Source organism: Mycetocola reblochoni REB411 (assembly GCF_900163835.1).
Classification (GTDB): Bacteria; Actinomycetota; Actinomycetes; order Actinomycetales; family Microbacteriaceae; genus Mycetocola_B; species Mycetocola_B reblochoni.
Window position 1 is genome coordinate 105,522 of sequence record NZ_FUKR01000006.1, and the last position, 13,288, is coordinate 118,809.

Annotated in this window: 11 protein-coding genes; 2 read left to right on the top strand and 9 right to left on the bottom strand. The window is 71.5% G+C overall.

What is annotated here, in order from left to right; translation table 11 throughout:
• The first annotated feature begins 83 nt into the window (after nt 1–83).
• Complete coding sequence (locus FM119_RS01205) at nt 84–698, top strand: hypothetical protein (protein WP_087135868.1); 615 nt, start codon at nt 84–86, stop codon at nt 696–698.
• The gene (locus FM119_RS01210) at nt 695–1,282 is read left to right on the top strand and encodes a hypothetical protein (RefSeq protein ID WP_245827168.1); all 588 of its coding nucleotides are present in this window, start codon (nt 695–697) and stop codon (nt 1,280–1,282) included. The genes FM119_RS01205 and FM119_RS01210 overlap by 4 nt, the downstream gene beginning before the upstream one ends.
• 254 nt (nt 1,283–1,536) lie before the next feature.
• Here the strand turns inward: FM119_RS01210 and argH are convergent, their stop codons facing one another.
• From argH to pheT, 9 genes are all read right to left on the bottom strand, one after another.
• Nucleotides 1,537–2,997: an argininosuccinate lyase gene (gene argH / locus FM119_RS01215; protein WP_087135869.1), complete on the bottom strand. Its 1,461-nt coding sequence runs from the start codon at nt 2,995–2,997 to the stop codon at nt 1,537–1,539.
• 2 nt (nt 2,998–2,999) lie between these two features.
• Nucleotides 3,000–4,196 carry an argininosuccinate synthase gene (locus FM119_RS01220; protein ID WP_087135870.1) on the bottom strand — a complete coding sequence of 399 codons (1,197 nt, stop codon included), beginning with the start codon at nt 4,194–4,196 and terminating at the stop codon, nt 3,000–3,002.
• A gap of 33 nt (nt 4,197–4,229) precedes the next feature.
• Nucleotides 4,230–5,279, bottom strand: coding sequence for a heparan-alpha-glucosaminide N-acetyltransferase domain-containing protein (locus FM119_RS01225; protein ID WP_087135871.1), 1,050 nt, complete (start codon nt 5,277–5,279; stop codon nt 4,230–4,232).
• Nucleotides 5,280–5,284: 5 nt separating this feature from the next.
• A complete protein-coding gene (argF, locus tag FM119_RS01230) occupies nt 5,285–6,214 on the bottom strand; it encodes an ornithine carbamoyltransferase (RefSeq protein WP_087135872.1) in 930 nt (309 codons plus the stop codon).
• Nucleotides 6,211–7,416 carry an acetylornithine transaminase gene (locus FM119_RS01235; RefSeq protein ID WP_121657668.1) on the bottom strand — a complete coding sequence of 402 codons (1,206 nt, stop codon included), beginning with the start codon at nt 7,414–7,416 and terminating at the stop codon, nt 6,211–6,213. Before FM119_RS01235 ends, argF begins: the two co-directional genes overlap by 4 nt.
• Nucleotides 7,413–8,324, bottom strand: coding sequence for an acetylglutamate kinase (argB, locus tag FM119_RS01240; RefSeq protein WP_087135873.1), 912 nt, complete (start codon nt 8,322–8,324; stop codon nt 7,413–7,415). The genes FM119_RS01235 and argB overlap by 4 nt, the downstream gene beginning before the upstream one ends.
• Before the next feature lie 6 nt (nt 8,325–8,330).
• A complete protein-coding gene (argJ, locus tag FM119_RS01245) occupies nt 8,331–9,491 on the bottom strand; it encodes a bifunctional glutamate N-acetyltransferase/amino-acid acetyltransferase ArgJ (protein WP_087135874.1) in 1,161 nt (386 codons plus the stop codon).
• Nucleotides 9,488–10,534, bottom strand: coding sequence for an N-acetyl-gamma-glutamyl-phosphate reductase (gene argC, locus FM119_RS01250; RefSeq protein WP_087135875.1), 1,047 nt, complete (start codon nt 10,532–10,534; stop codon nt 9,488–9,490). The genes argJ and argC overlap by 4 nt, the downstream gene beginning before the upstream one ends.
• 240 nt (nt 10,535–10,774) lie before the next feature.
• Nucleotides 10,775–13,288, bottom strand: a complete 2,514-nt coding sequence (gene pheT / locus FM119_RS01255) for a phenylalanine--tRNA ligase subunit beta (RefSeq protein ID WP_087135876.1) — start codon at nt 13,286–13,288, stop codon at nt 10,775–10,777.

A 13,288-nucleotide genomic window follows, 5' to 3' on the forward strand; every position in this document is an offset into this window, starting at 1 on the left:
GGAGGGCTTGACCTGCCGGCAGCCGGTGATTTAGCTTGTGGACTTAAGAAGCTAGGATTTAGCTTGTGGGCTTAAGGAGTCTGGTGTTCATCCTCACCGTCGACCAACGCGACAGCAGGCACGGCGCCGACCGTGTCGAACCGACCATGCGCGCGATCACCAGGACACACACCGGCGACCTCATCCGCCGTCCCGAGAGAACGGCTGGCGACGAGTTCCAACTCGCCGTCGCCGACCCCACGGTCACCGTCGCCATCGCTCTGTCGCTGAGCGCCGAGGGCGCATGGAGCATCGGAATCGGAATCGGAGACGTCGACGAGCCGCTTCCCCCCTCCGTCCGCGCGGGCAGCGGGGAAGCCTTCCTCCTGGCCCGCGACGCCGTCACCGCCGCGAAGCGCTCCGCCTGGCGAGTGGCAATCCGCGGCGGCTCCTCCACCGAACTGAGCGACCGCAACGCCGAGGCCGTCGCCGAGCTCCTCATCGCACTCCGCGATCGCCGCGGCGCCCCCGGATGGGAGGTCGCCGGCCTGCTCGAGTCCGGCCTCAGCCAGACGCACATCGCCGAGCGGCTCGCCATCAGTCCGAGCGCCGTGAGCCAGCGGATCAAGACCGCGGCCATCGGCACGGAGAGGGCCGGACGGGATACGCTCGCCACCCTGCTCCGCATTCTCGACGACAGCGAAGGCACACCCGCATGACCGACTCCCTCGCTCCCCTCGGCGCACTCGACATCGCCGCCCAGCTGACGGTCCTCGGCGCCCTCGTCGCCGCGCTGGTCCTCGCGCTGATCGCCCGCCGGTCGACGAGCGACGGACCGGGGATCGCCGCCGGGGCCGTCACAGCAGCGGCGCTCGTCACGGCGCTCGCCACAGGCCAGAACAGCTCAGGCATCGCCGTCGTCGTCGGGATCCTCGGCATCGTCCTCGCCACCCTCGGCGGATCCCCCCTCACGGAGATCGTGCTCAGGAGCGCCGACCGGGGCGGCCGGAACCACCGGGGCTCCCCCGCCACCGCAGCGACGACCGACACGGGCGGTCCCCGCATTGCAGACGGGGAGCTCCTCAAAGGCGGCACGACGATCGGATACCTCGAACGGTTCCTGACCGCGGGCGCACTGCTGGCCGGCGCCCTCACCGCCGTCGCGATCGTGGTCGCAGTGAAGGGGCTCGGACGATTCACCGAGCTCGACTCCCCCGCCGCCAGGGAACGCTTCATCATCGGGACGCTCGCCAGCCTCGGCTGGGCGGCGCTCAGCGTCTCGCCCGCGCTCGTCCTGCGCTGAGCGCATCGCGGTTCTCGCCGCCGTGCGGGCCAGCGCCGGTCCAGCCGTGCGCGTCGGCACCGGCAGGCCCGTGCGGGCCATCACCGGCACACGCGCCCGCACGTCGGCGCCGCGGCGCTCCCGACCACAGTGCGGCGCCGCGGTCGGTCACCGCACGAACGGGACCGACGCAGCGGCTCCACAGCTCGCGCCCCGGCATGCCACGACCCCGCACCGACGAATCGGTCCGGGGTCGCGTGGTGCTCGGTCGGTCTTCAGCGCAACGGGACGCCGAGCGCCACGAGCACGTCGTCGAGACGACGCTGCAACTGCCGACGCTGATCCGACACACGCTCGGGAGCCGTCCCGCCCACGCCCAGACGCGAGCCGATCGACCCCTCAACCGTGAGAACCTCACGGACGGCGGGGGTCAGACGCGGCGACACCTGGGCGAGCTCGGCGTCGGACGGCTCATCGAGAGCCAGCCCGCGCTCCTCGCAGAAGCGGACGAGCTCGCCGGAGATCTCATGCGCGTCCCTGAACACCACCCCCTGCTTGACCAGCCACTCGGCGACATCCGTCGCCAGGGAGAACCCCTGCGGCGCGAGCTCTGCCATCCGCTCGGTGTGGAACGTGAGTGTGGCCACCATCCCGGCGAAAGCCGGCAGCAGGACCTCGAGCGTCTCAACCGAGTCGAAGACCGGCTCCTTGTCCTCCTGCAGGTCGCGGTTGTACGCGAGCGGGAGCCCCTTGAGCGTCGCCAGCAGTCCACTGAGATTCCCGATGAGCCGCCCCGACTTGCCCCGGGCAAGCTCGGCGATGTCCGGGTTCTTCTTCTGCGGCATGATGCTTGACCCGGTGGAGTAGCCGTCGTGCAGCGTGACGAAGCCGAACTCCTTGGTGTTCCAGAGGATGATCTCCTCGCTCAACCGCGAGAGGTTGATGCCGATCATGCTCGTGATGAAGGCGAACTCCGCGACGACGTCACGGGCGGCCGTCGCATCGATGGAGTTCTCCGTCGGCTCCGACAGCCCCAACTCGTTCGCGACCAGACGCGGGTCGAGCCCAAGCGAGCTCCCCGCGAGCGCCCCCGCGCCGTACGGCGACTGGGAGGCACGGCCCCACCAGTCGCGCAGACGCTCGAGATCCCTGACCAGCGGCCACGCGTGAGCGAGCAGCTGATGGGCGAGCAGGACCGGCTGGGCGTGCTGGAGGTGGGTGCGTCCCGGCATCGCCGCATCCGGGTGCGCCGCCGCCTGAGCGACCAGCGCGTCGACCACGTCACCGAGCTGGCCCGCGATGACGCGCGCATGGTCCCTCAGATACAGCCGGACGAGCGTCGCGATCTGATCGTTGCGGCTCCGCCCCGCCCTGAGCTTGCCGCCGAGCTCGGCTCCCGCCACCTCGATCAGGCCGCGCTCGAGCGCGGAGTGGACGTCCTCATCGGACTCGGCCGCCACGAACTCGCCGCGGGCGACCCTGTCCTCGAGCACGTCGAGGGCGTCCCGCATGGCGGTGAGCTCCTCGGCGGTCAGGTAGCCCGCGTCCGCGAGGGCCGCGGCGTGCGCACGGGACCCCGCGATGTCGTAGGCGGCCAGCACCCAGTCGAACTGCGTCGACTTGCTCAGCCGGGCCAGCGCGGGCGACGGGCCCGACGCGAAACGACCGCCCCACAGGGCTCCCGGCTCCTCGGCGCGGTTCCCCGCCGACGACGCCGGCTGCTCCGTCCCCGCCACCGCTACTGCGCCGCGTCCCGACGGGCCGAGATCTTGCTCGGCAGCGACCACAGCTCGATGAAGCCCTTCGCGAGCGACTGGTCGAAGGTGTCGCCGGTGTCGTAGGTGGCCAGGTCGAAGTCGTAGAGGCTCTGGCCCGAACGCCGGCCGGTAACCGTCGGGGTGCCCGCGTGCAGCGTCAGCCGGACGTCGCCGCTGACGTAGCGCTGGGTCTCGTCGATGAACGCGTCGAGCGAGCGCTTCAGACCGGAGAACCAGAGGCCGTCGTAGACGAGGTTCGCCCACTCCGCCTCGACGCCGCGCTTGTAGCGGGCCACGTCGCGCTCGACGGTGAGGTTCTCGAGCTCCTCGTGGGCCGTGATCAGGGTCAGACCCGCGGGCGACTCGTAGACCTCGCGCGACTTGATGCCGACCAGGCGGTCCTCGACGATGTCGATGCGGCCGATGCCCTGGTCGCCGGCGAGCGTGTTCAGCAGCTGAACGGCCTGCAGCGGAGTCACGGGGGTGCCGTCGATCGCGGTCGGCACGCCCTCGGTGAAGGTGATCGTCACCTCGGTGGCCTCGCGGGGCGTCGCCGGGTCCTTCGAGTAGGTGTAGAGGTCCTCGATGGGCGCGTTCCACGGGTCCTCGAGGAAGCCGGTCTCGACGGCGCGGCCCCACACGTTCTGATCGATCGAGTAGGGGCTCTTCTTCGACTGCTCGATGGGCAGGTTGTGCTCCTGCGCGTAGACGATCGCCTTGTCGCGGGTGAGCGCGAAGTCGCGCACAGGGGCGACCGACGAGAGCTCGGGGGCCAGAGCGGCGACCGCGGCCTCGAAGCGGACCTGGTCGTTGCCCTTGCCGGTGCAGCCGTGCGCGACCGTGTCGGCGCCGAGCTCACGTGCCGTCGCGACGAGGTGCTTGGCGATGAGGGGCCGGCTCAGTGCGGAGACGAGCGGGTAGCGCTTCTGGTACAGGGCGTTCGCCTTGATCGCCGGGACGAGGTAGTCGTTCGCGTACTCCTCCTTGGCGTCGACGACCACGGACTCGACGGCGCCGCAGTCGAGCGCACGCTGACGGATCGCGTCCATGTCCTCACCGCCCTGGCCCACGTCGATCGCCAGAGCGACGACGTCCTTCCCCGTGGCGTCCTTCAGCCAACCGATCCCGACCGAGGTGTCGAGACCACCCGAGTATGCGAGTACAACGCGTTCCGCCATGCTTTTTGCTCCTTGTCTTGTGACGATTTCAGTTTAGGGGGCGGCGGGCGAGGCCGCCCGCCGTGCGGCCGATCCGACGAGCCGCTCCAGCGGCCCACGGCCGAGCAGGACACGCCACGTCCAGGCGCCGACGAGAGCGAGGACGAGAGTGGTCCAGAAAACGCCGGCACCGCGGGTGGGGAGCCCGGCCGCGGCCAGAATCCCAAGCGAGACGACGTGAGCCGAGTACACCGTCAGCGCGAGAGCGCCGACAGCACGGAGCGGCGCGAGAACGAGCTGCACCGCAGCCGGCAGCAGCAGGCACCCGCCGATGACCGCGAGCGCGAGACCGCCCGAGCCGAGCACCTCGGCGACGCCCCCGCTGTGCGGGGCCGCCGACAGCACGGAGTCCCAGCCGGTCGCGCCCAGGCCCGCGGTCGACGACGCCACACTCTCGGGCAGAACGGCGCCGAGCCCGTAGCCGACGACGGCGAGCGCTGTCCCGCCGAACAGCGCGCTTCGCTGAACGGCCCGCCTGTCGGCGCCGGCCCGGCCGAGCGCCAGCCCCGCCGCGAAGAAGGCGAACCAGACGACGACCGGGTAATATCCCTGCACAAGCAGCTCGGTGAGGGTCCCGATCCCCGGCGCCGCGTCGACCGGCACGATCAGCACCCGGAGTAGCACCGGTCCGGCGACGGCCGCGACCGCGGCGACGATCGCGAGCCGTTGCCAGTCCAGACGCAGAAGCGGGATGCACAGCATCATGCAGACGGCGTAGTACTCCAGGATCACGGCGACCGGTGCACCCGCCAGGTTGAGCAGGGATCCGACGGCGAACACGATCACGGCGCGCGTGAGCAGCCTCACCCTGGCCGCGACCAGATCCTGGCCGGCCGGGGGCGACTCCCGCCCCGACATGAGAGCCAGGCTCACCCCGGCGACGGTCGCGAAGAGGATCGAGGAACGTCCGTCGACCACGCCGATCCAGGTGGAGGGGTCGCCCCACACCAGCTCACCCGCCGACAGCGTGTGCGCGGCGAGCATGCCGACCAGCGCCAGTCCCCTGGCCAGGTCGAGCCCGTCGAGCCGTGCACGCGCCGCCACGACCGCTACTCCGCGTCCGAGTGCTCGAGAAGCCAGCTGATCAGTGCCTTCTGGGCGTGCAGCCGGTTCTCCGCCTCGTCCCACACGACGCTACGAGGGCCGTCGATGACGGCGGAGTCCACCTCGTACTCGCGGTACGCCGGCAGGCAGTGCAGGAAGATCGCGTCGGCAGCCGCATGGGACAGCAGCTGCTCGTCGACGCGGTAGGAGCCGAAGAGCGCGACGCGCTCGGCCTTCTCCGCCTCCTGGCCCATCGAGACCCAGGTATCGGTGACGACCACGTCGGCACCGGCGACCGCGGCGACCGGATCGGTGACCGCGAGGACCGATCCCTGCGTCGTGGCCGCGATGCGCTCGGCGTCGGCCAGGACGTCGGCGTCGGGCTGGGCGGTGCCGGGCGCGCCGATGCGGACGTGCATGCCGGCGGTCGCCCCGGCGAGCAGGTACGAGTGCGCCATGTTGCTCGCGCCGTCGCCGACGAAGGACAGCGTCTGCCCCGCGAGCGTGCCCCTGTGCTCACGCACGGTGAGCAGGTCGGCGAGCAGCTGGCAGGGGTGGAAGCGGTCGGAGAGCGCGTTGATGACGGGCACCCTGGTCCCCCTGGCCATCTCCTCGAGCCCCTCCTGCGCGAAGGTGCGCCACACGATCGCCGCGACCTGGCGCTCCAGCACCCTCGCCGTGTCCGCGATCGACTCCTTGGCGCCGAGCTGGCTCCCGCCGTCGACGATCAGCGGCGAGCCGCCGAGGTCGGCGATGCCGGTGGCGAAGGAGACGCGGGTCCGCGTGGAGGTCTTGTCGAAGAACACCGCGACCGTCTGCGGTCCGGCGAGGCTGCGGTCGGAGAAGCGGTCGGCCTTGAGCGCGAGCGCCCGGTCGATCACCTGCGCCTGCTCGGCGGGGCTGAGGTCGTCGTCCCTAAGGAAGTGGCGGATCATGCGGTGGCCTTTCGATCGGTCTCATCGGCGAAGCGGGAGAGCACACCGGCGAGGACGGAGGAGAACTCCTCGACCTCGGCGGCGCTCACGATGAGCGGAGGGGCGAGGCGGATGGTGTCGGGCGCGGGGGCGTTGACGATGAGCCCTGCGGCGAAGGCCGCCCGCTGGACCTCGGCGGCGATGGGTGCGGTGAGCTGGATGCCCAGCAGGAGTCCCCTGCCCCTGACGTGGTCGACGAGCGGGCTGTCCCACGAGGCGACGGCGCTGCGGATCTGGGCCGACCGCTCGCGGACGTTGTCGAGCAGGCCGTCGTCCTCGATGGTGCGCAGCACGGCGGAGCCGACCGCCGTGGCGAGCGCGTTGCCACCGAATGTCGTTCCATGCTGACCGGGCTCGAACAGCTCGGAGGCCGCCCCGAACGTCACCAGCGCCCCGATCGGGAAGCCGCCGCCGAGCCCCTTGGCGAGGGTGATCGCGTCCGGCACGATGCCCTCCTGCTCGAAGGCGAACCAGGTCCCGGTCCGGCCGATCCCCGTCTGCACCTCGTCGAGGATGAGCAGTGCGCCGTGGGCGCGGGTGAGTTCCCTCGCCTCGGCCAAGAAGCCGTCGGGGAACATGCGCACGCCGGCCTCGCCGCGGATCGGCTCGAGGACGACAGCCTGGACGGTGTCGTCGATCGCGTCCCTCAGCGCCTGAAGCGTCGGCTCGAACTGCTCGACACCGGCCAGCATCGGCAGGAACGGCTCCTGAAGCGACGGCTTGCCCGTGAGCGCGAGCGCGCCCATCGTCCGCCCGTGGAACGAGCCGTTCACGGACAGCACACGCGTCCGCGTCGGCGAGCCGTTGCGCCTGGCCAGCTTGAGCGCCGCCTCGTTCGCCTCCGCACCCGAGTTGGCGAAGAACACCCTCCCCTGCTCGCCCGTACCCGCCAGCCGCTTGAGCCGCGCCGCGAGCTCCAGCTGCGGGGGCGTGTTGAACAGGTTCGAGGCGTGGGCCAGCGTCGCGGCCTGCTCGGTCACGGCCGCCACGAAGGCGGGGTGGGCGTGGCCGAGGGAGTTGACGGCGATGCCGGCGAGGAAGTCGAGGTAGCGGTTGCCGTCCTCATCCCAGACCTGGGTCCCCTCGCCCCGAACGAGCAGCGCCTGCCCGGTCGGGAACGTCCTCATCATGTCCGCGTCGACGCGGCCCTTCCAGTCGCTCATTCGTTGTCCTCCGGGGTGACCTCGGTGCCGATGCCCTCGGGGGTGAAGATCTCCAGGAGCACGGAATGGGGGAGCCGGCCGTCGATGATGGCGGCCTTCGACACGCCGCCGTCGACCGCGTCGAGGCAGGCGGACATCTTCGGGATCATGCCCGACTCCAGGGTCGGCAGGAGCTCGCGCAGCTCCTCGCTGCCGATACTGGACACGAGCGAGTCGCGCCGGGGCCAGTCGCGGTACAGCCCCTGGACGTCGGTGAGCACCATGAGCTTCGCGGCGCGAAGCGCGACGGCGAGCACGGACGCGGCGGTGTCCGCGTTGACGTTCAGCAGCGAGCTCTCGACCCCCCGCTCGGGGGAGATGGAGGAGACGACCGGGATCAGCCCGTCACGGACCGCGGCCCTCACGGCGTCGGGGCGGACCTGCACGATGTCGCCGACGTGGCCGAGGTCGACCTCCTCGCCGTCGACGAGGGCCGTCCTCCTCACCCCGCTGAACAGGCGGTCGTCCTGGCCGGAGAGGCCGAGCGCGTGGCCGCCGACCTCGGCGATCCGCTCGACGATGCCCCGGTTGACCTGGGTCCTCAGCACCTCGTCGACGACCGCCATCGCCTGGGGCGAGGTGTAACGGTATCCGCCGCGGAACTCGCTGGCGATGCCGCGCTCCGTCAGTGCCCGGGTGATCTGCGGCCCACCGCCGTGCACGACGACGGGGTGAACGCCGACCGAGCGGAGGAAGACCATGTCCTCGGCGAAGCTCTCCTGAAGCTCGGGGCTCACCATCGCGTTGCCACCGAACTTGATGACCACGATCTCGCCGCGGAAACGGCGGATCCACGGCAGCGCCTCGATGAGGATCGCGGCCTTCTCGAGGGCGCCCTGCACCGGCTGCCCGTCCGTGTTCTCTGTCATGATCCCTCAGCTCGAGTAGGCGCTGTTCTCGTGCACGTAGTCGTGCGTGAGATCGTTGGTCCAGATGGTCGCGGCCGCATCGGCCTCGTGCAGGTCGATGAGGACCTGCACCGCACGCTCCTCGAGCGAGACGCGGTCCCTCGGCTCGTCCGGCTCGCCCGCGCGACACACCCGGACTCCATTGATGGTGACGTCGATGCCGTAGGGGTCGAAGGCCGCGTCGGTGGTCCCGACCGCGGCGAGCACGCGCCCCCAGTTCGGGTCCTTGCCGAAGATCGCCGCCTTGAACAGGTTGCTGCGGGACACCGCCCTGGCCACGTCGACCGCGTCCTGCTCCGTCGCGGCGCCGACGACCTCGATCGCGACGTCGTGGTCGGCGCCCTCCGCGTCGGCCTGCAGCTGCAGGGTGAGGTCACGGCACAGCGCCGTCAGCTCGGCGATGAACTCACCGGTCTCGGGGACCACGCCGCTCGCGCCCGACGCCAGCAGCGACACGGTGTCGTTCGTCGACATGCAGCCGTCGGAGTCGAGCCGGTCGAAGGTCACCCGGGTGGCCTCGCGCAGTGCGTGGTCGAGGGACGCGGAGTCCAGCTCGACATCCGTGGTGATGACCACGAGCATCGTGGCCAGCCCGGGCGCGAGCATGCCGGCGCCCTTCGCCATCCCGCCGATCGTCCAGCCGGAGGCGCTCCGGCGCTCGGCGAGCTTGGGCACGCTGTCGGTCGTCATGATCGCCCTGGCGGCGTCCTGGCCTGCAGCCTCGCCGTCGGCCAGTGCCGCGGCGATGGTGGCGACGCCGCCGACCAGCCGCGACCGGTCGAGCTGGTCCCCGATGAGTCCCGTCGAGCAGACCAGGACCGTGCCCGCCTCGACGCCGATCACCTCGGCCACGGCCTCGGCCGTCGCCGTCGTCGTGCGGTAGCCCTCGTCGCCGGTGTAGCAGTTGGCGCCACCGGAGTTGAGCACGATCGCGGACACCTCTCCCCCTGCGGCGACCCGCTCCGACCAGAGGACGGGGTTGGCCTTGCACCGGTTGCTGGTGAACACGCTGGCCGAGGCGGTGGAGGGACCGGTGTTCCGCACCAGGGCCAGGTCCGGCGCGCCGGTCGACTTCAGTCCGATCGGGATGCCCGCTGCGGTGAATCCCTGTGCTGCTGTCACACTCACGGCGCGACTCCATTCGTGCTCAGGCCGGTGGTCTCCGGCAGTCCCAGTGCGATGTTCGCGGATTGGATGGCCGCCCCGGCCGTCCCCTTGACGAGGTTGTCGACCGCGGCGACGACCGTCACCCGGCCGGCCGCCTCGTCCACGGCGAGGCCGAGGAGGCAGGTGTTCGCGCCGAGCACGTCCGCGGTGCGGGGGAACTGCCCCTCGGGGAGCAGCTGGACGAAGGGCTCGTCCGCGTACGCCCGCTCCCACGCGGCCCTGACCTCCGCTGCGCCCACCCCGGGGGCGATACGTGCGGTGCTCGTGGCGAGGATGCCGCGCGACATGGGCACGAGCACCGGGGTGAAGGAGATCGTCGCATCCGGCCCGGCACCCGCCGCCCGCAGCGACTGCAGGATCTCGGGGATGTGCCGGTGCGTGCCGCCCACAGCGTAGGCGCTGGCCGAGCCGAGCATCTCCGAGGCGAGCAGGTGCACCTTCGCGGACTTGCCCGCACCGCTCGGCCCGACGGCGAGGACAGAGACGACGTCCTCGGCCTCGACGACGCCGGCCAGGACGCCGGGGGCGACCGACAGGGCGACCGTGCTTGCGTTACAGCCGGGGGCGGCGATGCGGCGCGCACCCTCCAGCAGCTGCCGCGAGCTCGTCCCCGTGCGCGGCAGCTCGGGCACCCCGTAGCTCCACGCGCCGAAGTACTCGCCGCCGTAGTACCTGTCCCACTCGCCGGGGTCGACGAGCCGGTGGTCGGCGCCGCAGTCGACGACGAGGACGTCGTCACCGAGGCCCGCGGTCACGGCGCCCGACGCGCCGTGCGGGAGCGCGACGAAGACGACGTCATGCCCGGCGAGGTTCTCTGCCGTGGTGTCGACCAACCGCATGCCCGCGTAGGAACGCAGATGGGGCTGGACCTCGACGATGTCGGCTCCCGCGCTGGAATGACCGGTGATGGTGGTGACGGTCAGCTCGGGGTGGGCGGCCAGCAGCCGCAGGATCTCTCCTCCGGCGTAGCCCGACGCCCCGGCGACGGCAACGGTATAGCTCATGTTCTACCTCGTGTGTGTGAACGGCGACGGATCTGGTTTCGGCGACGTCCACCCACCTGACGGCAGTGGGGTTGACGGACGGCGCCTATCCTCGGCGGACACGGCGTCGGTCGGAGACACGGGCAGCAGATGCGCGCATGTCGGAGATCCAACCGGGGTGAGCCATGATCCGACCTTAGTGCTCCGAACGGGACGCCGACAACTCCGGACGAGAAAGGGGCGGCCGCGGCCGCCCCTCCCCTAGTCCCTGACGACCGCGTTCCAGTCGGACGCGGCACGCCGCGCACCTGCCAGCTTGGCCTCGCTGGCCTCCGCCGCGGTGAGCGTGCGGTCCGGCGCGCGGAAGCGCAGAGCGAAGGTGAGGCTGGTGAGCCCCTCGTCCACCCCGTCTCCGCGGTAGTCGTCGACGAGCCGGACGCTCTCGAGCAGCTCCCCCGCGCCCGCGACGATGCTGCGCCGGACGTCGCCCGCGGCGACGTCGACGGAGACCACGAGGCTGAGGTCCTGCGTCGCGACGGGGAACGTCGACAGCCGGTCCGCCTGCGGGACGACGGGGACGGCATCGATGAGCGCGTCCAGGTCGATCTCGACGGCGGCGACCACGCGCGGAAGGTGATGCGCAGCGGTGACCTCCGGGTGCAGCTCGCCGAGAACACCGATCCGACGCCCCCCGACGAACACCTCCGCCGTCCGCCCCGGGTGGAAGGCGTGGTGCGCGCCCTGAACGAGCTCGGCACGCCCGCCGAGCGCGGAGACGAGCCGGTCGACGAGCGTCCAGGCGTCGGCGATGCCTGCCCGTTCCGCATCGAGGCCGAACTGCGACGGACGGCGCTGGCCGAGCACCAGCGCACCCAGGTGCCTGGGCTGATCGGGGATCCCCGCCGAGAGGGCGTCGAGCTCCGCGTCGCTCGGGCGGCGCGCCGCCGCGGGCAGGGCGGCGGTTCCGAGCTCCGCCGAGGGGAGGAACACGGCACCGATCTCGAAGATCGACTGGTCGGTCGCCCCACGGGAGAGGTTGCGCGCGGCGACCTCCACGAGTCCGGGAAGAACGCTGGTGCGCAGCTGTGCCGCGGACTGGTCAAGTGCGTTCACGACGGTGACGGCCGCGGGCGCGACGTCATCGGCCGAACCGAACAGCGCGTTGTCCGCCGGGGAGACGAAGGGGTACGCGAGCACCTCGACCGAGCCGGCCGCGGCGAGCACGTCGGCACTCAGCCGTCGAAGTCGCTGCGAGCGGGTCAGGCCGCGTCCGGGCGGCGCCACCGGCAACCGGAACGGGATCTTCTCGTAGCCGTCAATCCGCACGATCTCCTCGACGAGCTCGGCAGCGCCGATCAGGTCGGGACGCCAGCTCGGCGGCGTGACGTCCCAGCCGCCCGGCACGCGCTCGACCGTCGCTCCGATCTCCGTGAGGATCTGTTCCGAGCGCTCGGGCGCATAGTCGACGCCGACCAGTCGCGACGGGAGCTCTGACGGCAGGTGGACGGAGACGGGGCTGGCCCCGTTTCGGAAGGAGGACCCGCGCCCACTCAGCGTGCCTCCGGCGAGCTCGACGAGGAGCTCGCCGACCCGGTTGGCGGCGCGCACGGCGACCTCGGGGTCGACGCCGCGCTCGAACCGCCTGCTCGCCTCACTCGGGAGCTTGTGCCGCCGGACGGTGCGGGCGATGGAGACCGGGTCGAAGCCGGCAGCCTCGATCAGCACGTCCGTCGTCGCGTCGGTCATCTCGGTCCGTGCGCCGCCCATGACCCCGGCGAGGCCGATCGGGCCTGAGGCGTCGACGATCACGAGGTCCTCACCGTCGAGCTCGCGCTCCACACCGTCGAGGGTCACAAGTGTCTCCCCCTCGGCCGCCCGTCGCACACCGAACCCCGCGCCCACCGTGGCCAGGTCGTAGCCGTGGATCGGCTGACCGAGCTCGACCATGACGTAATTGGTGATGTCCACAGGGAGCGACACGCTACGGATGCCGGCGAGCGCGAGCCGCGACCCCATCCACCGGGGGGTCGGCCGCGTCGCATCGATGCCCGTCACCACGCGTGTCGCAAAACTGTGCACCGGCTCGCGCCCGCGGAGGGGGACCGAGTTGTCGACCTCGACGTCGAAGCCCTCCCCCGGGGTCGCGTCGATCCGCTCCGCGGGGTCGTCGAAGGGAACAGCGACCGAGTGGGCGTACTCCCTGGCCACGCCCCTGATCGAGAGCGCGTACCCGCGGTCGGGCGTCACGTTGATCTCGACGGCGCTGTCGTCGAGCCCGAGGAGCGCGACGGCGTCCGCGCCCACCTCGGGGTCGAGCCCCAGCTCGACGAGGCGAAGGATGCCGTCGTGCTCATCGCCGAGGCCGAGCTCGCGCGAGGAGGCGATCATGCCCTCCGACACATGGCCGTAGGTCTTGCGGGCGGCGATCGGGAAGGGGCCGGGCAGCGTGGCGCCCGGCAGCGTCACGACGACCTTGTCGCCGACGTGGAAGTTGCCCGCGCCGCAGACGATGCCGTGGACGGCGTCACCGCCGTCGGCGGCCCGCTCCCCCTCCGGGGCGACCAGCACCTGACACCAGCGGATCGTCTTGCCGTTCTTCTGCGGCTCCTCGACGAAGTCCAGCACCTGACCGACCACGATCGGGCCGGAAAGCTCGGCGCGGTGGATGGCCTCCTCCTCGAGCCCGACCCGCACGAGGACCGCGTGCACGTCCTCCGGCGTCGTCCCCGGTGCGAGCTCGACGAACTCGCCGAGCCAACTCAGCGGTACCCGCAT